We start from the raw sequence: 25,961 nt of genomic DNA, 5'->3' as shown, positions 1-25,961 counted from the left end.
TGCAACAGCATCTGATATATTTATAAAGCCATCACCGTTGACATCATAGCCGCCGGAGCATTTAACGCCGAAGCGCCGCTCATTGTACCTACAATTACAGCCACAGCAGTCGAAACTACCGCTAAAACTTTTTTGAGCTTCATTATAACCAACCTTTCATAAATAAACAAATAATTGACAAAAATTCCCTATAGCTTCTTATAAATATTATATAATTTATCAAGTAAAATTTCAATATACAAATTCCACAAAATTTATATAATAATTTTTTAATTGTATTTTTTGTGTGAACAAATTATGAACAAATTATTAACTATCAAAAAAAGACTTGACATTTTTATTAAAACATAGTATAATTAAATACTCTCAAAGAAACGGAGGTATATTCATGAGTAAACAGAATTTCAAAACTATAGCTGAAAACAGAAAAGCAAGACATGAGTATTTCGTTATTGAGAGTATGGAAGCAGGTATAGAGCTTACGGGTACTGAAGTTAAATCTCTAAGACAAGGACAAGTCAACCTTAAGGACAGTTGGTGTTCTATTGACAGAAGCGAGATTTTTATAAAGGGTATGCACATATCTCCATATGAAAAAGGAAATATTTTTAACCGTGACCCTATAAGAGTCAGAAAGCTTTTAATTCACAAAAAGGAAATAAACCGTCTTTTAGGAAAAGTCAAACAGGACGGACTGACTTTGATTCCACTGTCAATTTACTTTAAGGGCTCCATCGCAAAGATTCAACTCGGACTTTGCAAAGGAAAAAAGCTATACGACAAACGTGAAGACGCCGCTAAAAAGGATGCGAAACGTCAGATTGAGAGAGCGGTCAAAAGCCGTTATTAATCGGGGGCGTAAAGGTTTCGACGGGGACTTTGAACCATAATAAGCGAGTAGAGCAGGAGTATACTCTTTAAACTGCACCACGTTTAAATATAAACGCTAGAAAAAACATTACTGTAAGCACAAGAAACTTACAGGTAGCAGCCTAAGTCTGCTACTGTCCTCCTTTTGAGTACCACGGCAAAAGCCAGGGCACAGATTAGTGGTGAACGTTAATGCGGAAAGCTCCTGCCGTATTAATGTATTCGGAGCTACCAAAGCCGGCAGACTGTTTATCGCCGGCCGGCAGAGGGAATTTTAAACGATAAACTACACTCGTAGAAAGTTATGCGGATTGGTTTTCGGACACGGGTTCGATTCCCGTCGCCTCCACCAACACAATATTACACAAAACCCTGCTACTTTTATTATGTAGGCGGTTGGTTGTAATAACACAGAAAACCCCACTAAGGTTTAAAATCCTTAGAGGGTTTTTCTTCGTTTATGGAATATAATGTAAAATGCTACATATATTCAAATTCGTCATACGGCTTAGGATTTGTACAAATACAGTAGTAACGTTTCAATAAAATTTTTAAGTTGATATATAACAGTTAATAAATATAGTTTCCAAATTTCTTTTCAAATATTTCAATTATCTGTTTTTGCTCTTCGTCAAGATAAAGTAATGCCTTGTTATAAAGGTGCTTTGGGACTCCGTAGTACACCTCTGCAATAGAGCAAGTGATAGCAGCTAATGTATCGCTATCTCCTCCAACAGAAATTGCAATTCTTAAAGCATCTTCAAATGATTTTGATTCAAAAAAAGCTTGCAATGCTTGAGGAACTGTACCTTGGCAAGTTCGATAATATCGCAAAGCTGTTTCGTACTTCGGGTTATTCTACTGACTTCCGTTGCAATAATTGTATCTCCCGATTGAACAATATCCAGTAGTTTATTTAGTTCCACTCGGTCAGCTTTCATTCCGCTTTCGTATTCCAGATAAATAGTTTTATCTTTTGCCCCTTGACGTTTCAGTTCTCGTACTTGTCTGTTAATGTCTTGTAGCTTCTCATTAGTTGAACATCTTGCATAGCCGTAAACCATTGTTAATATCTCACAAACATTCAAGATTTAATTGTGTAAATATCATAAGATATAAACAAAAAGAAGTCAACTGTTTCTTTTATATTTTCAGCCGTAATTTTTATAGATTACGGCTGATTTTTTTGTGTATAAAATTATAAGCGGAAAGAGATGTTTTCTTTAATATAGACTTCATTACGGTAACCAGTTATGACCACAGCTGGGGCAACTGAACCCTTCTGTTCCGACCCCGGTTATAAAAAAGCCATAGCCGCATTCAGGACACCATACGTTTGGTGTTTCGTCCATATAAAACGAATCATCAACAATAGTGGCTTCGTACATATTTATCCAGCCTAAACCGGATTTTAGCTTTCCCCAGGTATATCCGATTGAGGTTTGCCCTGGCTCAATGTATTCCTCAACAATTGTATATTTTGATTTGTCTGTAATTTCTCCAACAATATTTCCACTGTAGCTTGGCGAATCATATATAGATAATTTAGGATTTGTAACTTGAATGCTATACGGCTCAAAAGAGGACGGATCGTCAAATCCTTCATATTCCCAAGAATGTTCATGACGTCCGTCAAAGGTCATAAGCTCTGGTGTCATATATGGACGAGAGGAATTTGTGATTACAACAGTTATAATATCATCTTCAAATGTAAGATATCCCTGAACATCTCCCGTATCAAAATATGCGGTATCATTTTCAAGTGTAGCGAGAACATCCTCAATGGAATCTGTTCGATAATACCATAGTGAAAAGATAATGTTATTTCTTTTTACACTTGAAATTGTCAGTTCTCTGTCATAGCCAATGCTTTCTTTGTGCCAGAATCCAATATAACTGCTTACATCTTCATAATATGATTCAGTTGTTGTAACAGTTGAAGTAATTGTAGTAGTGGTGCTTGTTGATGTTGTTGTGGCAGTTGTTGTGGTTGGGCTTTTTGTTGATTCTGTAACCGCTGATTCTGTTGTGGTTTCTGATATGGAATTTGAAACAGAAACTGCATTATTGTCAGGGTTATCTTTAGTGAAATACAAAAACGCAAACACTATTAAAGCAATAATGACAATTACCAGAAGTATGCTAAGTACAATAACTGGAGCTTTTGATTTTCCGGAAATTTTTTCTACATCTTTTTGAACGGTGTCAACTGGCTGTTCAGAAATCGGAATCTTTTCTATAGGTTCTGTTTTAACTTCTTCATTATTGACTATAGAAGAGGAATCATCGGTAAACTCAGCTTTTGGATTATCAGGAATTTTCTCTTTTTGTACCGGAGCATTTTCTGTACTTTTACTAACATCTGAATCTGATATCGTTTCATTTTCTTGATTTGCCGGTTCATTATTTTGATTCCCCCAGTTTGGTTTCGCAGAGGAATCTCTGTTTCCCCAACCGGGAGGAAGATTGTTATTGGGCATTTTCTTCCTCCTCCGTAGGAACAATAGCTGCAATGATAAAATACAATGCCATTGGGAAAATCAGGATGATTGTCAGCAAGCGTACAAGCCATAAGGGCATATTGGAATATTCTGCGAAACCTGCACACAGTCCCAGAAATATTTTTTTGTTCTTGACTTTATAAAGCTTTTTGCGCACTATGCTTTGTTCTACTTTTTCTTTTACCGGGACAAAAGCTGAAACGATAAAGTAAAGAATCGGTCCGATTATTGTAGCTATGGATAACACGGCAAAAATACGCACCCACATAACCGGAATGTCTGTATACACTGAAAATCCTTTGCACAATCCTGTGATGTCTTTGCCTTTCTGAATACGATAGAATTTTCCTCTTTGGATTCCCTCTTCCGCATTTTCTTTATATGGAATGCAAGCGCCAATCAGAAAATACAGAATTGCGCCAATTACCGTCAATCCGTAAAACACAGTCATAATACGAATCCAAAGCAGAGGAATTCCGGTATATTCTGAAATACCTGTACACATTCCCATAACCACTTTGTCTTTTTTAATTCTGCAAAATTTAGGCGCTTTGACTTCTTCCCGAATTACATCAGGCGGTGCCATGGAATAGCTGTTTCCGCAGTTTGGGCAAAAAGCATATGTCACGTTGTCAATTACTTTGACAGCTTCAATTAGCTTAAATCCATATATCATCACCTGTACGATATAAAGATATAAAAGAGAAAGTAAAAATTTCAATCCATATGACGGCAGCTGAATGGAAATTTTCTTTGATGTGGTTTTGCTGAGCAATACGGCATGGTCTGTATTGCAGTAGGGGCAATGAATATCTCTTTCAATAATTTCATTTTCTTTATTCTTGTTATGTGCCATTTTTGTTTAATCCTTTATTTTCTGTATTCCGCAACTTCAATCCAAGCCTCATTCTCCCATTCAATAGGTGAGCAGAAAGAAGTTTTTTCGTTTATTGCCTTTCTAACTGTGTTCTGAAAAGCGATATACTCGTCATAATTCCACTTGCTCCAAGGTTTAGAGCTACCTTCGCTGTATTTGCTGACAGTACCGTTTTTTTTCGGAACACATTTAAGTTTCAGACAATGTTTCAGTTTTGCATTATCAGAGCCGACAGCTTGCATAATTAAGCTGTCAACGGGAATATGCAGATAACTTTTCAGTTCTGAATTTTCCTCAAGCAAAACAATATATTTAAGCGTCATATTAAGCCACTTTTGAGCTTGTCCGTATGTAAATTCGCAGATTTCAGAATACGTACCGATGATTTCTTCGCATATTCTTTTATGCTCACTGTCAAAAGCATTCTGTTTATCATCAGAGCTTTCAACAGCATTAAGCAAAACGTCATACGCCTTAATAATAAGTCTATCGCAGACTTTTGACTTATATTCTGCCTTTAAGTTCTTATCTGCCGTCTTGAATTTGATTGTTCGGCATAAGTCGAGATAAGCCTTTTCCGCACATTTTTTCATAATTTCCTGCATACTATCATCCTTTGTAATATTAAAATACGAATACTTAAAAAAATCGTTTATCATAATATTCATCATTCCTTTCACGGATAAAACTATTTATTACATTATACTCCTAAATTTGACAAATGTCAAGTATAAATATCATAATGATAATGCAATATCTTTTTGACTATAATATTATCTATATAGAGGTGATATATAATGTCAAAAGAGCTGTTTACACTAGCGGAGAGAATAAAGCTTCTTCGGGAACAAAAGGATATTACACAATCATCACTTGCAAAATCTTTGGGAATTTCCCGTTCAGGCGTAAATGCTTGGGAAATGGGCTTATCTACTCCGTCTACGCAATATATTGTAGAACTTGCAAAGTCTTTCAATGTTTCTACAGATTACTTACTGGGAATGGATGAAACCTCTACAATCTCTGTCAAAGGTCTTTCTGTCAAACAAGTTGCAGTTGTAATGGATATTATACAATGTTTTAAAAATCCTGATAAATAAAATATCAGACTATATTTATACCATTATTATAAGTCATATTGGGCAAATAATTTTCCAATGAATTTGGCAATTTGTTTGTCCCCCTGTGCGTTTGAATGTATAAGAATCAATTTCATATTCTATACAATGTAGGGATTGTGTTGTCGCTATACTTTTATAATAATTTAACCACCCCCTTATTTTACTTTTCAGCAACTTATATAGGTGTTCAATAGGTATTTGAGGCATAGTTTTAAAAACTTCCTCAATTTTTCCTATCAAAGAATCTATATTCTCCCTTGTCGGTACAGAGATTATGTCATTGTTTTCTTTATAAATTCTATATCCGAGGAAATTAAATCCTTTTTCAATACGAGAAATTTTAGTTTTCTCTTTAGAAAGGCTTAATCCACGTTCAGATAAAAAGCATTCAACCACAGGGGCAACAACTTGCAGGGAAACAGCTTTACTCGTCCCTATGATAATAAAATCATCTGCATAGCGTATAGCTTCTATAGAATCTCCAAATCTGCTTTTGAGAATTTTCTCCAGTCCGTCAAGCGTCATATTACATAAAACACCTGATATACAAGCCCCTTGGGGAATTCCTTTATCAGTAGAGTAAAAGTCAGAGTCATACACATATCCACATTTGATAAATTGTTTTAGCATTTCTTTATCCATAGGAATATTATCCATAAGCCAATTGTGACTTATGCTATCAAAGCACGATTTAATATCAGCTTTCATCACCCACTCATACTCAGGGCATTTAGATAATATCTCAACTGTTTTTACAATTGCATCCCTTGCACTTCTATTTTGACGAAATCCAAAGGAATTTGTGTCAGCAGTTATTTCCGCAATAGGCTCTAATGCAAATCTGTATAATGTCTGCATTGCACGGTCTTTCATTGTCGGTATTCCCAATGGCCGTAAATGTCCATTGTATTTTGGAATATATATCCGCCTTAAAGCTTTGTGCTTATAGCCTCGGCGTTTTAATTTATCTATTGCTTGAAATTTATCCGTAGGTGTAGTCCATAAAGTATTATCAATACCAGTGGTATGTTTTCCTTTATTGGATGTAACAATATCTATAGATAATGCTTTAGCGTAGAATGAATGAATCAGTTTATTTTGAAGATTCATCACTAATCTATTATCACTATTGAGGTAAGCTGTAGCAATACACTTTTGCAGCTTTTTAACGCTCTTTTCTGCTAAGTCAAAATCAATTTTGCCCCAACAGTCAATTGTGTCAGAAGAGGCACACATATTATTTATGTTAATTTTGCTCATCTCCTTTCAAAAGTTCGGCAAAAGCGTAAAAAGTGTAATTATGTTATAATAGAAGGTGCTCTTGCCCTATTCAGCAGTTTCAAAACAGTAAAATCACACTCTATCTGTGGACATTTATACTTTTGGGTTATGTATTTGTCTGTAAGACAGAATGAAATGGTTTCGTGTGATTTGGTACATCGTATCTTGCAAAAGTGCTGTAGATGCTACGGAATTTCAAAAAGCTGTCAATATTGGCAGTAATCGAACGGCTCTCAGCGTTCTGAATAAAATACGAGATGCTATGGGTATGATTGAAAATGAAAAATTCAACAATGTTGTATATGTGGACTATTTTCCTGTATTTGCGAGGACAAAAAAAGAATCTAAAGATGTTTACATTGTAATAGTGAAAGATAAGAGTGGCGTTCTGCGGATAAAAATGCAATTAAAAAAAGCCTATGCCACAGATGATATAGGCGAATTTATAGAAAACTGCATTGCAAAGGAAAGCACCGTTGTTTCTGCAAAGGTGAATTTTTGGGGATATTACGGCGAGTTTGATAAAAGACTTCCTCATAGTTACAGATACAAAGCTTCTGATAAAATAGGTGCGGACAATAAACTGCTTATAACAAAGAAAATTCTCACTTATTTGAAAGACAGGCAACTGATTAACGTTCATCAAGGCAGCTGTTCCCTTGCTCATAGTGAACGCTATTTATCAGAGTGCTGTTATAAGTTCAACAGACGTAAGAAAAAGCCGGATAGAATGTTCAATGAAATTCTGAAATTTATGATACGAATGAAATACCAGACAACAGTTGACTTCTGTACTGAAGCATCATATAATTAAATACATCAACAAAGCATTTTCTGAAAGGAATTAAAAAAATGAATGTGGTAATATACGCTCGTTTTAGTTCAAACGGACAGCGTGAGGAAAGTATCGAAGGACAAATTAAGGTATGTACAGAATATTCAGAAAGAAATGATTATGCTATTATAGATACCTATATTGACAGAGCAATGACAGGTAAAAATGATAACAGACCCAGTTTGAAAAGGCTGTTAGCTGACAGTAAGAAAAATATTTTTGATGCTGTCATTGTATATTCTATTGACCGTTTTGGACGTAATCTAATGCAGTCTTTGGTAAACGAAAGTAAGCTACAGCAAAACGGGGTTGCTCTTTTTTCCGCAACAGAGCATTTTACGAACGACCCGGCAGGCAGATTTTACCGAAATATGATGATGGCTCATGCTCAATACTATACCGATGAGTTATCCGTGAAAATCCACAGAGGTATGGATATAAACGCTGAGAAACGCCTTTCTACGGGTGGGAACATTGCGTTAGGTTATAAAGTGGATAAAGATAAACGTTTTCAGATTGACCCAGAAACCGCCCCTATCGTCCAATTTATTCTTGAAAGCTACGCAAGCGGAAAAACAGTAACCGAAATAACAAATAAGTTGAATGCTCAAGGAATAAGGACATCAAGAGGAACTAAGTTTAATAATAATTCTCTACACACGATGCTGAAAAATAAAAGGTACATAGGCATATAAAGGTACTGAAAAGCCCGGTGGTATTCCGAGAATTATTTAAGATGAATTGTTTGCAAAAGTTACAGAGATAATGAACAAAAATAAAAAAGCTCCCGCAAGAGCGAGAGCCAAAGTGGAATATTTGCTTACTACTAAACTTTTCTGTGGTCACTGTAAAGAAATGATGACTGGTTTTTCTGGTACTGGTAAAATGGGTAAGGTTTACAGATAATTGCAATTGCAGAAGCCGAAAAAGACACAACCAATATGAAATTTTTAAAAAAGCAATTGAACACCGCGGACTTAAGGCGTACTATGACAAAGAAACGTCCATATGCTAAAAGGTCTATTCAGCGTTTCCGTCCGTCAGAGAGGTAAACGGAGAGCTTATGGGAATTTTTGATTGTCAGATTTCCGGAGAGCTTACAGACAACGAGCTGGAAGAGCTTCGCGGTTATCAACGAGGTTCCGAGGATCGCTCAGCATTTTGCACTGGATACAAGCTTTGATGAGCGTTTCCCACACTGTGAATACTGCCGTAAGGGCGGGTTAGTTCGTAGCGAAAAAGCTTGTGTGATTTTGTTGACTTTTTCATTAAAACATGCTACAATTCAATAAACTAACAAGTTTTACGCTGATTAGCTAAAGCTTAATAAAGGAGTATAAAATAAATGGCAGCTATCAGGAATGAAAGAAAAGAGGATTTCAGAACAGTCGAAGAATTAACTAAAAAAGCCTTTTGGAATGTTAATTTTCCGGGATGTAACGAACATTACATTGTTCACGTCATGAGAAATCACAGAGATTTTGTACCGGAATTGGACTTTGTTATTGAGGAAGATAATTGTATCATCGGAAATATAATGTACACAAAGTCTAAACTGATAGATGAAAGCGGAAATGAAAAGGAAATATTGACATTCGGACCGTTAAGCATTCTACCGGAATATCAGCGCAGAGGATATGGCAAACAGCTCTTGGAGCATTCTTTTAAAAAGGCGGCAGAGCTTGGTTTTGACACAATCGTGATTTTCGGCAATCCTGAAAATTACGTAAGCTGTGGATTTAAAAGCTGTAAAAACTATAATGTTGGAATTTCTAAAGATGTATTTCCTGTACCTTTACTTGTTAAAGAACTTAAAATTAATGCTCTTCAAGGAGAAAACTGGATTTATAAGGAAAGCGATGTGTTTAATATTAAAGAAGAAGATGCAGCGGAATTTGACAAGGACTTCGAACAATTTAAAAAGGAATATAGGTCAAGCCAAGAACTGTTTTATATCTATAGCAATTCATTTATTAAAGCTACTGAGCATTAAATTTTCTATATGCACAATCCGATTGCAGTAAAATGCAATGACACATCTCTGGACCTTTCTGCCCTTTGCGGTAACGGCTGTGTTACACTTGTTTGCTTAAATTTAATATGGTATAATCAGTACAATAAGCTTCGGGAGGAATGTTCATGGAAAATAAGTTCACACTGACAATTGAAGAAAATTAGGACATAACAATTGTAATTGTCCTAACAGATAAATGGAACATAGAGCCGCGTTGTCGACTCTTTTTTTGGCGCCGGATATATGGCTGTGTTGATTTTAATATCTGTATATGGTATACTTTAGTAAACAGGACGGTGATAGAAATGGACACAACAAACGGCTTTACAAATCAGGTCAATGAAGAGAAACGCTCTCCTCCGGATTATCTTTATTACGCTGTCGGAGAAAACCGTGTAAATTCAATCTGGACAGACGGTTTATATGCAAAAGGAAATCGGTATGTCCATCTGTCAAATAACGCTGAAACAGCTTTAAGAATCGGAAGAATATACGGAAAGCCTCACGTTTTTAAAATACGGTCAGGCGAAATGTACCGCAGAGGCTTTAAATTTTATCTTTCAGAAAACGGAGTATGGATGACAAAACGCGTTCCGGTGCAGTTTATCTCAGACGATCTGACGTGAGGATAAAATTTATTAAATAAAGCACGACAAAAGAAAATCCGCAAAGGTTGTCAAACCAATGCGAATATAGGCATTACTATTTCTATTATATAGACATTTGGTATCTGTTTTTAGGGTATAAGAGTTCCACGCAGAAGCAAGGATTTTTTTACATGTTATCCTCGTTAATCCGTGGTATTATAGAAAGTTACCGCTTCTGATAAGCAGCGTTGCGGTGACACTTGACCAGCATATAAGAAATCCCTCCAAACTCAAAACAGGTCTGGAGGGAAACTGTTAATCTGAGCGTGAAGAAACAGCCCACCAAAAACACCATTTTTTATTTGGCGGGCTTGTCCTACTTATGTTATGTGAAAAGAAAGAGCCGATGAATTACGAGATTATCTCGCCAGTTCATCGGCTCTGCGTCTTTGCGTCTGGCTCTTTGATAACTGTTATATACAAAATTCTTTGCTTCAATCAAACTTTCCTGCTTGCACTTCGGGCAGTATAGGGGAAAGTTTTTCAGTACTGTATCTTCCCGTATCTGCACCCTTGTATTATTCCTACAAACATGGCATAATTTCCATTTTTCTTTTATTCTTATCTCTCCATATATTATAACGCAACACTTCATTCAAAGGCTAAAGCCAAATATTTTTCGGCATTATATGAGCTGTATTCAAAGTAATAATACAAAACAGCGCTAATATCGCCTCTATGGTATTCTAAAAACCCGTAAGAGATTGACCAAATCCTTGTCACTACCTATTTTGACAAGGAGCATTTGCACAATCATTTCTGCTTCAATTCAGTTTCATTTTGTATTTAATAATTGCTAAATATATAAAATTGTGTTATTATATATTAAGTGGTAATTTTATACAATCTGGTATTAGAAAAATATATAAAGGGAGGTCTTTATGAAAATATTAAAAAGAATCTATATAATACTGCTGTCAGCAGTATTAATAATCGGAGGGAGCGGATGTGAAACCGTAAATCCAGATTTGTCAGAAGCAAAAGTTGAAACATCAAGTATAAATGTAATAACTAAGGATGATGATGAAGTAACAGAGATAGTCGAGGAATATTTAAAAGAAAAGTATAAAAAAGAATTTGAAATAGCGTTAACAGACAGACCAAGCAGCATTTATAATAGTTATTATTTGACCGCATACGATGAGAGTTATGATTCAATGAATATAACAATTACGTTTACAGATGAAGAAAATTATACAATATCAGACGATGGGTTAATGTTAGGCATTAAAGATGATTTGGAAAAATGGTTTGCAGAACTTGTTGATCCGTATATAGAGTGTGAATACAAAGTTTTTTATAGAAATAACGGATTCACATTGCCGGACGATTATAAGGATTGCAGAACAGCGGAAGATTTTTTGAAATTATCACCGACATCGGAATATTATGGATTGCTGTTTACAGTGCTGCTTCCCGCATCTGAATATGAAAAGTCATATACAGAAACTGCCTCTGAGATAGCCAACAGAATGGCGGAGGTGGGAATTCGAGGGCAGGTTGGTATTACTGTTTATAAAGATGAAAGCATATACGACAAGATTAACACACGCAAAGATTATGGACATTATTGGTCTATGCCGCTAAAAGTAAAACTTACTGGTAGTGGAGTTCAGGCAAACTTTAATGTCTCTAATAGCAGAGAAAATAAATACGGCATAGCCGATAAGGAGGAAGATTTAAATGAATAATGAACAATTGATGAAGCTTGACGGGTTGGTGTATTTAAGGGAAATAACGTCTGGTAATTTTGAAAATGTAAGTGAATTTATTGAATATATAACCACCGATGAAAACGGAAATGTTAATCCAGAAGGAAAAATTAATGAAACGAAAATTCGTATTGCAGAAAGAGATTATCAGATATCTACATTGGAGGCTGCCGGAAAATTTGAGGAAGCGGATAAAATTCGCAAGGAATACAGCGGCGATAATGTGGTAAACTTTGAAGTTAAAGCGATAAATAACGGAGCTATGCAGAAAACCGTAGATATGATAAGAGATGATGATGAACTATTGAATCTTAAGGTTTCATATACGTCGGGTGAATATCAGCAAGAGCTTATGGAAAATGGCGCCGATAAATATTGTACAGACGGATTAACGGCAGCCTGCTTTGAGGATTCAAACGGAAATGCCTATGTGATATACAGAGGAACCGATGGATATATAGCATGGCTTGAAAATACTGAGGCGGCAACTTTAGCAGACACAGAGTATCAGCAAAAAGCTCTGAACTTTTTTGAAAGTATCCCAAAATTAACAATGTACAATGATGTTCAGCTAAGCGGACATTCCAAGGGTGGTAATATGGTACAATATATTACCGTTGTGTCCAAATATTCCGAATATATTTCAAAAGCACTTTCATATGACGGGCAGGGATTTTCTGAAAAATTTTTGCTTAAATATTTTGAGGAAATACAAAAAAATAAGGATAAGATAGTTTCATATAGCGCTGAATTTGACGTTGTTAATGGCTTGCTATATGAACTCGATATTGAAAGGCACTATATAAAAGCTTCTATTGCAGATAAAAATCCTTTTAATCATCATTACTGGGATGTAGTGTTCAATGAGAATAATCAACTTAATTATGAAGTTGAGGAAAGTCAGCTCAGGAGACAGGTAAATGCATTAATTATATACATTTATGAAGGATTAAGTGAAAAGTATGATCCTCATACCGTTGAAAAAGATATAGCTGCAATCGGTAAATTACTATCCGATTATATGAATGGATTAGGGGTTGAAATTTCCGAAGATTTGGCCACTACAATAAAACATCTGGATGCAACCGGAATGCTTAAGCCAGTAATCAGCAGCTTGGATCAGGTATTAGTAGATTGGGCGGATGAAAAGGAAAATGAAGAATTCGTACAAATAGCAATTGAAAATGCTTTAGCGGATAAAGATAGAATTCTTGCAGTATCGCTTTCAAAAGCTTATGGAGCATTACTTCCGCTTCTCAAGAAATTTGGTATACTTGATAACATTGAAAACAGTTTAAGCGCTGAGGATTATATAGAAGAAACCGCCTTGATAAGAGCTTTAAAAGAAGATTACAAGAGTGAGGTTCATGCTATAGTAGAAAAATATACAACTGAAGAAAATGCAGGATTTATAACTGATTACATAACAAAAATTTTCAGTAAATTTTTACATAATAAAATAGTCGGAACTCCGGGTAATGATAATTTGGATGGCGATGATTTTGACAATTATATTTATGGCTTGCCAGGTAATGATTACATTAACGGCTTTGGCGGAGATGACGTAATTAACGGCGGAGATGACAGTGATTTACTCTATGGAGGGAATGGAAATGACGATATTTACGGAAATGACGGCGTGGATTTTTTAGACGGCGGAATGGGAAATGACTATCTTGACGGCGGAGAAAATAATGACAGCATTATCGGAGACGATGGCGATGATATAATCGTTGACTTGTATGGCGATAATAAAATAAATGGAGGCAACGGAAATGATAATATAAAAACAGGAAGTGGAATTGATACCATTTTCGGAGGTTCAGGAGATGATGAAATATATTCCGGTGACGGAGATGATACAATAGAAGGAAACGATGGTAACGACATAATTTACGGAGAAGGTGGACGTGACACCATTTATGGCGGTAACGGAAATGATTACATAGATGGCGGTGACGAATTAGATAAAATCTTTGGTGAAGCCGGAGATGATACTATCTATGGAGGCGGAATGACTGATTATATCAGCGGTGGAGATGGTGATGACTGGATTGACGGAGGATTAGGAATTGATCTTCTTTTCGGAGATGACGGTGATGATATAATATTTGGTAGAGGTGATAAGGATCATATCGAGGGAGGAAACGGTAACGATCACCTTTACGGAGGTGATGGAGATGATGAAATATACGGTGACAGCGAAGATGACAGCTTAGGGTACACTGGAGATGATATCCTCTACGGTGATTCCGGTAACGACAAACTCTTCGGCGGAGATGGTAATGACGAACTCCACGGTGGTAATGATTATGACGAGCTGTTCGGCGGCGAAGGAAACGATTATCTTGACGGCGATGATGGCGACGACTATTTAGAAGGCGGAAACGGACTTAATCATATGTATGGCGGTGAAGGCGACGATGTATTTGTCGGCGGAGAAGATACAGACTACATGTATGGCGAAGATGGCAATGATGTATTCCACGGCGGAAACGGTCCTAACTATATGTACGGCGGTGAGGGCGACGATAACTTTACCGGCGGCGAAGGTTTTGATTATATAGAAGGCGGTTCCGGAAATGACACTATGAACGGCGGAAATGGATATAATGTTATGCATGGCGGTACTGGAATAGATTACATTTACGGCGGTGAAAATGCTGACCATATTTATGGTGATGAAGGAAACGACCATCTGTATGGCGGTAATGGAAATAATATGATACGCGGTGGATTCGGTAATGATATTATTTATGATGGAAATGATAGCAGCCGCATTTTTGGTGATGAAGGAAATGATACAATCTATGCCGGCGGCGGAAACGATGTAATTGATCCCGGAGAGGGCGACGATTACATTCAGGACGATCACGGCGACGATACGATTATTTTCAAGGCTGGTTATGGTACAGATACTATTTCCGACGCTGCGGGAAATAATACAATACAGCTTTCGGGACTTTCAATATCAGACGCGGTTATGTCAAGAATAAACGGAAGCGACCTTATGATTTCATTCGGCGCAGATAATATCATTATAAAGCAGTACTTTGACGGAGCAGGCTTCCAGAATTTCAATATCAACGGTACGATGATAAACGATCTGATAACAACACTGCACGGCTCCGACAGTAGCGACTGGATGTCTGCTTGGAGCGATAATGGAGTTACAATAAAGGGTGAAGGCGGTAATGATACTATCAACGGAGGAAACGGCGATGATATCCTCGACGGAGGAACAGGAAACGACTGGCTGTACGGAGGAAACGGAAACGATACATATATCTTCGGCAAAGGCTACGGAAACGACACGATCGAGGACTGGGGCGGAAGCAGTATCGTAAAGCTTAAGGACATAAGTTCAAGTGAAGTTACAATAACAAATCTGTGGGATTCCACGCTTGAAATGACTGTAAACGGTACCGAGGACAAGCTTACTATTAACGGCTACAAGTGGAATCAGGGCGGCTATACCTTTGAATTTGCAGACGGAGCAGTAGGAACAGTAAATAAGGATACATGGGAGCTTGAGCTTAGTCAGCCTGCGAGCAATGATGCAATTGTTCAGGAAACCTCTGAGGAAGAAATTATACAGGCGAGTGCAGATTTGCTCAGCGATATATACGCTGACGACAACGTTACTTCTGAATTACTCACAGAAACAAGCGACACCGTTCTGATTGATTCATCAAGCGCTGTTTCTGCGGCAAAGGAAACGGAGGAAATCTCAGATCAGACGGATATACAGGTAATGATACTGACCGAAAATATGTCCGCTTTCGGTACGGAGAACAACGTTTCTGACTGCATGAGCGTCAACGATCCGATGCAGGATACGTCAGCTTTGAATCAACTGCTTGTCGGTACGGCAGGCAGAGTAATTTCAGAGGTATTATGATGGAATAAGACTGGAGAGCCATAATAAAGAAATGGATAAGAATAAGACTGAAAATAATGAGTGTTCTTGCGGTAATAGCCCTGATTTTATTGATAATAATAAAGTTAACGGTTAAATAAGTTAATGACTGCGGCGCAAATCAGACTGCTATGCCCGGCGTTCAGGGTAAAATTATATTCGATCAGGTGCATTTCAGATACAATCCGCAGGGCGGAGAGGTTATCAAGGGAATGAGTTTTGAGATAGAACCCGGAACGATAGTCGGTGTTGTAGGACACAGCGGTTCGGGAAAGAGCGCCATTTCAAAGCTGATTCAAAGACTTTATTTGCCGGAGGGCGGTAAAATATCCATAGACGGTATGGATATTTCACTTGTGAATCACGCAATTAGTGGTAATACACCAGATGAGCGAGGATGAAAAGATACAGGAGCTTGCAAGATTAAGAGAAAAGGCGCTGCACGATGAAGCCAGCGCGCAAAATATAGTAATCATATTGACAATCGTATGTAATTATGCTATAATGCAAATAGTAATATTAATGCAAAGAAGCATATATCGAGTATGTTACACTTGATATATGCTTCTTTTTTTATTTATGGAGTTGATAAATTATGTTGAAGGAATCAGAGTGGAAAATGATTAATAACATACTTCTTGAACTATATATGACAGAAAGCATAGAAGATTTGGCAAGTAAATTCTTCAAAATAATAAAAACATTAATACAATATACATCAGGCTATATGCTGCTGCTTGATAAAAATAAAAATATAATAATAAATAAAATTGTAAGTGAAAACATGGAAGAGAGAATAATGAGAGATTACATAAATATATACTATAAACAAGATTATTTAAACTATTTATACGATCTTACCAATGAAACCGTTGTATATCGTGATACAGATATTCTTGACGAAAGTATAAGAAAAGAGACAAATTTCTACAGAAATTTTCTTGAGCCGGGAAATTTTACATATGGCTGCGGCATTATTATGATTAGAAACTCGGATATATTAGGAATATTTAATATATTCAGAAATAAAGACATTGGAGATTTTACCGAAAAAGATATTTATATACTTAATATATTCAAAAATCATATTGAAAACATTGTATCTAAAGCATTAAAAGTTTCCGAAAACGCAAAAATCAATAATATTATTATTGATGAAATTTCTCAAAAATATGAACTAACTGCACGAGAAAAAGAAATATTGATATTTCTGGTACAGGGATATTCTAATAAAGATATTTCGGAAAAGTTATGTATCAGCCTTGCTACTGTAAAAACTCACATATATAATTTGTATATCAAGACAGGAGTTAAAAGCCGTACCGGTCTTATAAATTTAATTCTCGAAATATAATTTTTTCGTCTTCTCATACTTAAGTATTAAGAAATAATATTAAGTATGAGATAATTATATTTAAAATCAATATTTTTGCTAATTGTATAAAAATTATTTTCTGTTATAATATACATAAAGAAATAAATCAGATGGCATTTGCAGTCATCGGAACGGAGAAAATTATGCAGAAGATATTCTTAAAGGAATTTAAAGCCGGTGAAAAATGGTCGGGATTTATAGGCAAAGGTAAGTATATTCACTTCAAGTCACTTGGAGATAATGCAAATATATCTGTTTTACTTTATAATCTTATAGACAGATCGGAAAGATACAATATGCCTGATACTCTAAAGGCTCAATATACAGCTCATCTTACAAGAGGTAACGTACTCATGAGCGATAACGGAAGAGTTCTTGCAAGCATTGTCGAAGACAGTCTTGGATGGCACGATTCAATATCGGGACATACAACAAGAATCCTGACAGATGAAAAATACGGAAAAACATCATATCAAAAGCAAGGCAACGATTATTACAGATGCGGTGAAGAGAACTTCAAGGTAGAGCTTGTTAGAAACAATATGAGTAAAAGAGATATCGTTCCTTGTGTAAATCTATTTTCAAAGGTTTATGTTGAAGAAGACGGAAGTATGCATTATGATGAGAATCATTGCAAAAAAGGAGCTACCGTAACGCTTAGGACAGAAATGGATATTTTGTTCATAGTATCGAACACGCCAAATCCGCTTGATCCTTCAAATGAATATCCATCGGTTCCTGTAACAATGGAAGTTTATGATGCTCCGCCGGTTGATTTAACAGATTACTGTGTAAATTTCAGAAACGAAAATTACAGAGCTTTTGAAAATACATGGGATTATAATAATTTACTTGGAAAATAGGGAGGAAAATGTATGTTTGGATTTAAAGAAAAAGACAGTAATCTTAAAATTGAAAACGCAGTATATAATGAGGTTCTTGAAGCAGGGCTTGGCTGGATTCATAAATTACATAAGGGTCAGACTTTCAGAATACTTGATATTGAAGGCAATCAAGCTGTAGATACGACCTTTTATGATTTGACAAATCTTGAAGATCATTACAGCGCCGTACAAACTATTGTAATGCAGAAAAACATATATCTTACGACAGGCAGTATTCTCAGAGCTGAATCAGGAAAGCCTCTTCTTGAAATTGTTGCAGATAAAACAGGAAGACATGATACGCTTGGCGGCGCTTGTTCATCACAAAGTAATACGGTAAGATATGCGAGAGAAAAAAGATATATGCATAACTGCCGTGACAGTTTTATGCTTCAGCTGGCAGATTGCGGTGAAGATATCAGAAAAAGAGACCTTGCGCCAAATATAAACTTTTTTATGAATGTTCCTGTGACAAAGGAAGGCGGATTGAAATTTGATGACGGCGTATCGTCTCCGGGGAAATATGTTGAGATGAAAGCTCTTGAAGATGTAATGATCTTAATAAGCAATTGTCCGCAATTAAATAATCCTTGCAATGCATATAATCCTACGCCTGTAAGACTGCTTATTTGGGATTGAGTCAATTTAAATTAATATAGCGAAATTTTATTAAACTGTCATATTTTTAGTTCAACGGCGAACATATAAAATTATGGCAGCTTTTTATTTTTGGAGGAAACATAAATGTTTACTAAAGTTTTAATTGCAAACAGAGGCGCGATAGCCGTAAGAGTAGAAAGAACTCTTGCTAAAATGGGTATTAAAAGTGTTGCTGTATATTCAAAAGCCGACAGAGACAGCCTTCATGTATTGAACGCAGATGAAAAGGTTTATCTCGGTGAAGGAACAGCAAAAGAAACATATCTTGATGTAAAAAAAATAATAAACGCGGCAAAATCAACAGGCGCGGAAGCTGTTCATCCGGGATACGGATTTTTAAGTGAAAATACCGAATTTGCCGCCGAATGCGAAAAGAACGGAATAAAATTTATAGGTCCCGATTCAAATCAAATAAAACTTTTTGGATTGAAACACTCAGCGAGAGAAATTGCTGAAAAAGCAAATGTTCCGCTTTTGTCAGGAACAGGACTTATATCGGATACAGACATTGCTGTTAATTCTGCTGAAAAAATCGGCTATCCTGTTATGATTAAAAGCACAGCCGGCGGCGGCGGTATAGGTATAAGAATTTGTGAGAATAAGCAGGAACTTATTGATTCGTTTGATAATGTACGGCACCTTGCAGAAAGCAACTTTAATGATTCAGGCGTATTTATCGAAAAGTATATAAGAAAAGCGCGTCACGTCGAAGTACAGATTTTCGGTAATACATTCGGAGAAATTGCTGTACTGGGCGAAAGAGATTGTTCTGTACAGAGAAGAAATCAAAAGGTAGTTGAAGAAGCTCCTGCTCCGAATTTTCCGGATTATGTGAGAAAAGAAATGTATAAATCCGCTCGATGTCTTGCAAAAGCGGCGGGATACAGAAATGCGGGAACTGTCGAATTTTTATATGATGAGGAAGCGGAACAATTTTATTTTCTCGAGGTAAATACTCGCTTGCAGGTGGAACATGGAATAACCGAAGAGGTTGTGGGAATCGACCTTGTTGAATGGATGATAAAAGAAGCGGCAGATGAATTAAAAGATATTGACAGAGATTACTCTATGAACGGAAATGCCATAGAAGTCAGAGTATATGCCGAGGATTGTATAAATAATTTTCGTCCGAGCAGCGGTAAAATAGACGATGTTTGTTTAAGCTGCAAGGCACGTGTTGAAACATGGATAAGAAAAAATATTGAAGTTTCCTCATTGTATGATCCTATGCTTGCAAAATTGATCGTTCATGCTGATAACCGTAAAGACGCTGTAAAGAAAATGAATGATGTGCTTTGTGAAACTAAAATTTATGGCGTAACAAACAATACACAGTATTTAAAAGCGCTTATAAACACTGAAAATTACCATAAGGGCAAGCTTTTTACCAAAATGCTTGAAAATTTTGCTCCCGAGGAAAAAGCCATAGAAGTTCTTGACGGAGGAGTTCAGTCAACCGTACAGGATTACCGCGGTATGATTGGCTACTGGACCGTTGGCGTTCCCCCTTGCGGCGCAATGGATAACTATTCATTCAGAATCGCTAATAAGCTGCTTGGAAACTCCGAGGATGCGGCAGGTATAGAGCTTACGCTAAAGGGAGGAAGCTATCGTTTCAGAACATCCGCTTCGTTTTGCATTACAGGAGCCGATATGGAGGCTACGCTTGACGGAGTACCTGTAAAAACGTATTCTGTTGTAAATGCAGCGCCTATGCAGATTTTAAAGTTTAAAACTTGTGAAAAAGGAATGAGAACCTATCTTCTGATAAAAGGAGGAATAGATGTTCCTGTAATTATGGGAAGCCGGTCGACATTCGTTGACGGAAAATCCGGCGGACATAACGGCAGAACGCTAAGAACGGGCGATGTTTTAAGATTATTTGATAATTGCCGAACAAATGAAGTAAAAACGTTTGATGAAAAATATATCCCGGAAATTTCAAACGAATGGATAATAGGAGTTATTCCGGGCCCCCAGCCTACTGAAGAATATTTAAAATCCGATTATTTAAAAACACTTACAGAATCGGAATATACGGTTAATTTCAACAGCGCAAGAACAGGTATAAGACTTAACGGACCGATTCCTCAGTGGGTAAGAGAAGACGGAGGAGAAGCAGGCCTTCATCCGTCAAATATTCATGATAACGCTTACGCTGTAGGAACGCTTGATTTAACAGGAGACCAATCAATACTTTTAGGACCTGACGGTCCGAGCCTTGGCGGATTTGTTTGCCCTGTAACTACAGCAAAAGCAGAACAATGGAAACTTGGTCAGCTTCATCCGGGAGATAAAGTTCATTTCAGACTTATAACTTTGGAACAGGCTAAAGAAATACGAGACGCCGTAGACAAAAACATAAGCCTTGAATATACAAAGGTTATTTTGCCAAACCAATCAGATGATTTAGATTCGTCTTATGCGATTCTTGATAAGGGAAAAGCGTGTGGTATCGATTATATGATTCGTCTTGACGGTGAAGAAAACATCTTAATAGAATTCGGTGAAATGGAGCTTAATATCGAGCTTAGATTCAGAGTTCATATTCTTATGAAAGAACTTGAAAAATCAGATTTACCAATAATAGATATGACGCCGGGTATTCGTTCTTTACAGATACATTTTGATGTGTATGAAACAAATGCAATTGAAACGGCTGAAAAGGCAGCTGAAATAAATAAAAAACTTACTGCGATAGAAGATATAACTGTTCCGTCAAGAATAATAAAGCTGCCTCTTTCATGGGACGATCCGCAAACACAAATTGCCGCGAAACGTTATCAGCAAACGGTAAGACCCGACGCGCCTTGGTGCCCGAGCAATCCCGAATTTATAAGACGAATAAACGGTCTTGACAGTTTGGAAGATGTAAAAAATATTGTTTTTAACGCAAATTATCTTGTTCTAGGACTTGGAGACGTTTATTTAGGCGCTCCTGTCGCTACGCCTACAGACCCGCGTCATAGAATGGTTACCACAAAATACAATCCGGCAAGGCCCTGGACTCCCGAAAATGCGGTTGGAATCGGCGGCGCTTATCTTTGCGTTTACGGAATGGAGGGTCCCGGAGGCTATCAATTTGTAGGAAGAACTGTTCAGATGTGGAATTCTAAGCAGGAAACAGAATATTTTTCAGATGATAAGCCTTGGCTTTTAAATTTCTTTGATCAAATTAAATTCTATCCATGCAGTGCGGATGAAATTTTAAAATACAGAGAAGATTTTCTTCGCGGAGAGTTTAAAATAGAAATAGAAGAAACAACCTTTAACTTAGGTGAATATAAGGCGTATCTTGAAAGTATAAAAGAAAGCAGTGAGGAATTTAAATCACATCAAGAAGCGGCGTTTGAAGCCGAAAGAAACAGATGGAAGGAACAAGGGCTTGACCAATTCATTTCCGAAGAACCTGAAGTAAATACTTTCGAAGATATTGTTTTGCCTGATAATTGCGAAGGTATAAATGCCGCTATTCCGGGCAGCGTTTGGAAAATACTTGTTAAGGAAGGCGATTATGTAAAAGAAGGGCAGGATATAGCCGTGCTTGAAAGCATGAAAATGGAATTCCCTATTTCTGCGGATAACTACGGCGTTATCAAAAAAATATATATCAAGGAAAGCGAACAAGTTAATGCAGGACAGGTTCTTGCCGCGATTAAAATACAAAATTAAAAATCGGAGGAAATAAAAATGTTTTTTCCAAAAAAATTTACCGTAAGTTATATAAAACAAGCTTATCAAAACGGCGAGTTTACACCAACAGAACTTATTGAAGAAATAATTAAACGATCGGAAAAATATTCGGAATATAATGTATGGATTGTAAAACCGAGTATGGAATTAATCAAAAATTATATTGCAAATTTACCTGAAAACGCCGAAGATCATCCTCTATGGGGTATTCCGTTTGCAATAAAGGATAATATAGATCTTAAAGACGTTCCGACTACGGCTGCTTGCCCGGAATTTTCATATGTTCCGAAAAAAAGCGCGTCAGTTGTACAAAAATTAATAAATGCGGGAGCAATACCTATCGGTAAAACGAATCTCGATCAATTTGCAACGGGACTTGTAGGTACAAGAAGTCCTTATGGAGAAGTACATAATGCACATGATGAAAAAATGATAAGCGGAGGTTCAAGTTCGGGTTCTGCCGTAGCTGTCGCACTCGGAATGGCGGCGTTTTCACTTGGAACAGATACCGCAGGCTCGGGACGAGTTCCCGCTATGCTAAATACCATAGTTGGATATAAGCCTTCGCTTGGCGCCTGGTCAACAGACGGAGTCGTTCCCGCTTGCGCAAGTTTAGATTGTGTTACCGTATTTGCAAATAATCTTGAAGACACTCAAATTGTAAACAAAATTGTACGTGGTTTTGATGAAAATTGCCGTTGGAGTAAAGCTATTGAATTAAAAGGAAAAAAGTTACCCGAAAAAATATATCTTCCGAAAGACGAACCGATATTTTTCGGAGCTTATTCCGATAATTACAGAACAAAATGGAATAACGCGGCGGAAAGAATTAAAAATCTCGGGATTAAAATCGAATATATAGATTATGATTTCTTTTACACTGCCGCAAAGATTCTTTACGAAGGCGCATATGTAGCTGAAAGATGGCTTGATTTAAAAGAATTTGTGGAGAAAAACCCTAATAAGACTTTTCCGGTAACCGAAATTATATTAAGAAGCGGTGCAAAAGAAAGTAATACTGCCGCGGAATTATTTAAGAACCTTCATGATTTGCAAAATTACAGACATAAAGCTAGTATATTACTTAAAAATTCTGTCATGATTATGCCTACAGCCGGAGGAAGTTTCACAAGAGATGAAGTAAGAGAAAACCCTATTGAAACAAACAGCATGATGGGACTATATACAAATCATTGCAATCTTTTGAACTTATCCGCAATTGCAATTCCCGAAAACAGTACTGATAAAAATTTACCGTTTGGAATTACAATATTCGGATTAAGCGATTCGGAGAATCTTGTTATTGAAGCTGCAGACAAATTTCTTGATAGCGAATATATCGAATTCGCTGTTTGCGGACTTCATAAAAAAGGTTATCCTTTGGAATATCAGCTTTCTGAACTTGGTGCAGAATTTTTAAGGCATGATGCGACAGCTAAAAAATATAAATTATTTAAGCTGAATACATCGCCAGTTAAACCGGGGCTTATCAAAAGCGGCGGCGGAGAGTCGATTGAAGTTGATATTTACAGAATAAGCAAAAAATCATTTGGAATTTTTTCGGGCAGTGTTCTTGAACCGCTTGTTATCGGCACGGTGGAGCTTGCCGACGGAAGCAAAGCAAAAGGATTTTTGTGCGAACAATATGCTGTCCAAAATTCCGAAGAAATAACAGATAAAAAGAAATTTTAATAATAGATACAAAGGCGTGTTTGATAATTTATCGTCATGTCTTTATTTCAGAAAGGGAAAAGTTATGGAATTTTCAAGGGTAGAAATTATAAGCGGAATGTCAAAAGTAAATGAGCTTATAGAAAAATTTGGTCAGAAAAGCTTTATCAAAAAATTAAATAAGCTTGGCGTAACTGGCCTAACAGTATCGAATGTACTTGGATGCGGGGTTCAGCTTGGTTCTCTGGAATATGAAGAAGATACAAACTCAAATCTTCAGCTGCTTCCCAAAAGCAAGATTATGATTATTTGTGAGAAATCAAATGTTGACGGTTTGATAAAGCTAATAGAAGAAGAACTTTACACGGGACATATCGGAGACGGAAAAATTTTTGTTTCCGGTATTGATAACATCTATAGAGTAAGAACAGGTGAAGAAGGAGTGAAAGCTTTAAATAAATCAGAACTTGATTGAATTAATTAGGAGTGATTAGTTATGAATAAGAAACTTGGTTTATTCAGCGCCGTAGCAACGGGAGTAGGTATGCTTGTTGCAACAAGCTGCTTTATTTCTCTTGCAAGCGGAACAAGTATGGTCGGGACGCCATTTATAATTGCAATTGTAACAGCTTGTTTACTTAATATGATTGTCATTACTTCAATATCAGAATTAAATGCAGTAATGCCAAATCTTACAGGAGGTCTCGCGCAATATATGCTTGCGGGACTTGGACCTGTAGCAACGATAATAGCAATGCTCGGCGGATATATTATTGCAAATATTTTTGCCGCACCTGCGGAAGGCGCGATGTTTGCAAATGTTATGAATGATTTTTTAGGTAATGGTATACCGCCTGCTGTTTGGAGTGTATCGCTTACGGTTATTCTTGTAGTAATAAATTTAATGGGCGTTAATATGTCGGCGCTTGTTCAGTCGATAATCGCATCGTTTATGGTTATTTCTTTATTAATTTTGGGAATAATCGGCGCATTTGGTCTTGGAAGCGGTGAAACGGTTACACAAACTGTAGAATTAAATGTCGGAATAAAAGACGTTTTATCATTAACCGCTGTCGCATTTTGGTTTTTTATTGATTCAGAATTTATTGTTCCGATAGGTAAAGATATGAGAAATCCGAGATTAGTGCCATTAAGTATGTTTTTAAGTCTTGGAATAATGTGTGTAATTCAAATATTTCTTTCTTTAGGATTCAAAAATTATACTTTATATCAAGAGCTCGGTACAGCTGATTCTCCTCATATTTTGTATGCCGTAAATATGCTTGGAAAAGTGGGAAAATATTGGATAATAGCAGTCGCTTTATTTGCCGCGGTAAGCACTCAAAACGCAATTATCGGATGTGTTTCTGAAATTTGCTGCGGAATGGCAAAAAGCAATCTTTTACCTGCAATATTTCAAAAGAAAAATAAGAAAGGCGCTCCTTATGTTGCAATACTTCTTATGGGAATAATAACAATTATAATAGAAGCGACAGGACTTTCATCAGGTGATGCTGTTCAGTTTATGATTTTAACTTCTTCTATTTTTCTTATGCTGTCTTATATCACATATCACTTTGATGTAATAGTTTTAAGAAAAAAATTAAAAACGGTTCCGAGAACATTTAAAGTTCCGCTATTTCCTATACTTCAAATAATAGGCATTATCGGTACGATCTACATGATGTATAATATTTCGACTGATTCTGCTGAAAAACATAAAATTTTTATATTGTTTTTCATTTTATTTGTATTGTTGTTTATATATGCAATATTATGGACGAAACTTAAACTTAAAAAACCACTTTTCAAAAGTATTAGTGTAAGAGAAATAATGGCAATGGAAAGTCCGCTTTATTATGCTGTAAGAAAAAATAAAGAATTTCAGTAAAAACACTGCA

The 25,961-nt window shown here is 36.5% G+C and carries 24 protein-coding genes, 1 other RNA gene and 1 pseudogene; 18 read left to right on the top strand and 8 right to left on the bottom strand.

Annotated features, from left to right (window positions below):
• Positions 1-20 precede the first annotated feature (20 nt).
• Positions 21-143 carry a hypothetical protein gene (locus ACYQ0N_RS02850; RefSeq protein WP_460161803.1) on the bottom strand — a complete coding sequence of 41 codons (123 nt, stop codon included), beginning with the start codon at positions 141-143 and terminating at the stop codon, positions 21-23.
• A gap of 245 nt (positions 144-388) precedes the next feature.
• On the opposite strand from ACYQ0N_RS02850, the gene smpB reads away from it, so the two are divergent.
• Positions 389-850: an SsrA-binding protein SmpB gene (gene smpB / locus ACYQ0N_RS02845; RefSeq protein ID WP_177532190.1), complete on the top strand. Its 462-nt coding sequence runs from the start codon at positions 389-391 to the stop codon at positions 848-850.
• A 2-nt stretch (positions 851-852) separates the two neighbouring features.
• Positions 853-1,222: a transfer-messenger RNA gene (ssrA, locus tag ACYQ0N_RS02840) on the top strand.
• 218 nt (positions 1,223-1,440) lie between these two features.
• Here ssrA and ACYQ0N_RS02835 read toward each other — a convergent pair.
• The 5 genes from ACYQ0N_RS02835 to ACYQ0N_RS02815 all read right to left on the bottom strand — a co-directional run bounded on the left by ACYQ0N_RS02835 (position 1,441) and on the right by ACYQ0N_RS02815 (position 4,907).
• Positions 1,441-1,662: an ADP-ribosylglycohydrolase family protein gene (locus ACYQ0N_RS02835; protein ID WP_460161802.1), complete on the bottom strand. Its 222-nt coding sequence runs from the start codon at positions 1,660-1,662 to the stop codon at positions 1,441-1,443.
• Positions 1,620-1,934, bottom strand: coding sequence for a recombinase family protein (locus ACYQ0N_RS02830; RefSeq protein ID WP_460161801.1), 315 nt, complete (start codon positions 1,932-1,934; stop codon positions 1,620-1,622). The genes ACYQ0N_RS02835 and ACYQ0N_RS02830 overlap by 43 nt, the downstream gene beginning before the upstream one ends.
• Before the next feature lie 174 nt (positions 1,935-2,108).
• The gene (locus ACYQ0N_RS02825; protein WP_460161800.1) at positions 2,109-3,350 is read right to left on the bottom strand and encodes a hypothetical protein; all 1,242 of its coding nucleotides are present in this window, start codon (positions 3,348-3,350) and stop codon (positions 2,109-2,111) included.
• On the bottom strand, positions 3,340-4,227 hold the full coding sequence (locus ACYQ0N_RS02820) for a PspC domain-containing protein (RefSeq protein ID WP_177532192.1): 888 nt from the start codon (positions 4,225-4,227) through the stop codon (positions 3,340-3,342). The genes ACYQ0N_RS02825 and ACYQ0N_RS02820 overlap by 11 nt, the downstream gene beginning before the upstream one ends.
• A gap of 14 nt (positions 4,228-4,241) precedes the next feature.
• The gene (locus ACYQ0N_RS02815) at positions 4,242-4,907 is read right to left on the bottom strand and encodes a hypothetical protein (RefSeq protein ID WP_460161799.1); all 666 of its coding nucleotides are present in this window, start codon (positions 4,905-4,907) and stop codon (positions 4,242-4,244) included.
• A gap of 138 nt (positions 4,908-5,045) precedes the next feature.
• On the opposite strand from ACYQ0N_RS02815, the gene ACYQ0N_RS02810 reads away from it, so the two are divergent.
• On the top strand, positions 5,046-5,348 hold the full coding sequence (locus ACYQ0N_RS02810; RefSeq protein WP_177532194.1) for a helix-turn-helix domain-containing protein: 303 nt from the start codon (positions 5,046-5,048) through the stop codon (positions 5,346-5,348).
• Positions 5,349-5,381: 33 nt separating this feature from the next.
• Here the strand turns inward: ACYQ0N_RS02810 and ltrA are convergent, their stop codons facing one another.
• A complete protein-coding gene (ltrA, locus tag ACYQ0N_RS02805) occupies positions 5,382-6,629 on the bottom strand; it encodes a group II intron reverse transcriptase/maturase (protein ID WP_460161798.1) in 1,248 nt (415 codons plus the stop codon).
• A 283-nt stretch (positions 6,630-6,912) separates the two neighbouring features.
• Here ltrA and ACYQ0N_RS02800 point away from each other — a divergent pair, with 283 nt between their 5' ends.
• From ACYQ0N_RS02800 to ACYQ0N_RS02785, 4 genes are all read left to right on the top strand, one after another.
• Positions 6,913-7,464 carry a hypothetical protein gene (locus ACYQ0N_RS02800; RefSeq protein WP_177532196.1) on the top strand — a complete coding sequence of 184 codons (552 nt, stop codon included), beginning with the start codon at positions 6,913-6,915 and terminating at the stop codon, positions 7,462-7,464.
• Positions 7,465-7,502: 38 nt separating this feature from the next.
• On the top strand, positions 7,503-8,180 hold the full coding sequence (locus ACYQ0N_RS02795) for a recombinase family protein (RefSeq protein ID WP_177532197.1): 678 nt from the start codon (positions 7,503-7,505) through the stop codon (positions 8,178-8,180).
• Between the two features lie 650 nt (positions 8,181-8,830).
• On the top strand, positions 8,831-9,478 hold the full coding sequence (locus ACYQ0N_RS02790; protein ID WP_177532198.1) for a GNAT family N-acetyltransferase: 648 nt from the start codon (positions 8,831-8,833) through the stop codon (positions 9,476-9,478).
• A 326-nt stretch (positions 9,479-9,804) separates the two neighbouring features.
• Complete coding sequence (locus tag ACYQ0N_RS02785; protein WP_460161797.1) at positions 9,805-10,125, top strand: RNA 2'-phosphotransferase; 321 nt, start codon at positions 9,805-9,807, stop codon at positions 10,123-10,125.
• A gap of 393 nt (positions 10,126-10,518) precedes the next feature.
• Here ACYQ0N_RS02785 and ACYQ0N_RS02780 read toward each other — a convergent pair.
• A pseudogene (locus ACYQ0N_RS02780) lies at positions 10,519-10,741 on the bottom strand (cysteine-rich KTR domain-containing protein).
• Between the two features lie 108 nt (positions 10,742-10,849).
• Between ACYQ0N_RS02780 and ACYQ0N_RS02775 the strand changes: the two are divergent.
• The 11 genes from ACYQ0N_RS02775 (at position 10,850) to ACYQ0N_RS02725 (ending at position 25,951) form a co-directional block, all read left to right on the top strand.
• Positions 10,850-10,936, top strand: coding sequence for a relaxase/mobilization nuclease domain-containing protein (locus ACYQ0N_RS02775; RefSeq protein WP_460162162.1), 87 nt, complete (start codon positions 10,850-10,852; stop codon positions 10,934-10,936).
• Positions 10,937-11,027: 91 nt separating this feature from the next.
• Positions 11,028-11,837: a hypothetical protein gene (locus tag ACYQ0N_RS02770; protein ID WP_460161796.1), complete on the top strand. Its 810-nt coding sequence runs from the start codon at positions 11,028-11,030 to the stop codon at positions 11,835-11,837.
• Positions 11,830-15,759 carry an Mbeg1-like protein gene (locus tag ACYQ0N_RS02765; RefSeq protein WP_460161795.1) on the top strand — a complete coding sequence of 1,310 codons (3,930 nt, stop codon included), beginning with the start codon at positions 11,830-11,832 and terminating at the stop codon, positions 15,757-15,759. The genes ACYQ0N_RS02770 and ACYQ0N_RS02765 overlap by 8 nt, the downstream gene beginning before the upstream one ends.
• Positions 15,760-15,908: 149 nt before the next feature.
• Positions 15,909-16,178, top strand: a complete 270-nt coding sequence (locus ACYQ0N_RS02760; RefSeq protein WP_460161794.1) for an ATP-binding cassette domain-containing protein — start codon at positions 15,909-15,911, stop codon at positions 16,176-16,178.
• A 194-nt stretch (positions 16,179-16,372) separates the two neighbouring features.
• Complete coding sequence (locus ACYQ0N_RS02755) at positions 16,373-17,131, top strand: response regulator transcription factor (protein ID WP_177532501.1); 759 nt, start codon at positions 16,373-16,375, stop codon at positions 17,129-17,131.
• 164 nt (positions 17,132-17,295) lie between these two features.
• Positions 17,296-18,015: an urea amidolyase associated protein UAAP1 gene (locus ACYQ0N_RS02750; RefSeq protein ID WP_177532502.1), complete on the top strand. Its 720-nt coding sequence runs from the start codon at positions 17,296-17,298 to the stop codon at positions 18,013-18,015.
• Between the two features lie 12 nt (positions 18,016-18,027).
• On the top strand, positions 18,028-18,675 hold the full coding sequence (locus tag ACYQ0N_RS02745) for an urea amidolyase associated protein UAAP2 (protein ID WP_177532503.1): 648 nt from the start codon (positions 18,028-18,030) through the stop codon (positions 18,673-18,675).
• Positions 18,676-18,780: 105 nt separating this feature from the next.
• On the top strand, positions 18,781-22,368 hold the full coding sequence (gene uca, locus ACYQ0N_RS02740; RefSeq protein WP_460161793.1) for an urea carboxylase: 3,588 nt from the start codon (positions 18,781-18,783) through the stop codon (positions 22,366-22,368).
• An 18-nt stretch (positions 22,369-22,386) separates the two neighbouring features.
• On the top strand, positions 22,387-24,081 hold the full coding sequence (locus ACYQ0N_RS02735; protein WP_460161792.1) for an allophanate hydrolase: 1,695 nt from the start codon (positions 22,387-22,389) through the stop codon (positions 24,079-24,081).
• A 64-nt stretch (positions 24,082-24,145) separates the two neighbouring features.
• Positions 24,146-24,535, top strand: a complete 390-nt coding sequence (locus ACYQ0N_RS02730; RefSeq protein ID WP_177532506.1) for a P-II family nitrogen regulator — start codon at positions 24,146-24,148, stop codon at positions 24,533-24,535.
• Positions 24,536-24,556: 21 nt separating this feature from the next.
• Entirely contained in the window at positions 24,557-25,951 is a 1,395-nt protein-coding gene (locus tag ACYQ0N_RS02725; RefSeq protein ID WP_460161791.1) for an APC family permease, read from the top strand.
• The last annotated feature ends 10 nt before the right edge of the window (positions 25,952-25,961 follow it).

This window comes from Ruminococcus sporogenes (assembly GCF_054655175.1).
The sequence above is the reverse complement of the archived record's forward strand: the minus strand, read 5'-3'. Positions and strand labels throughout refer to the sequence as shown.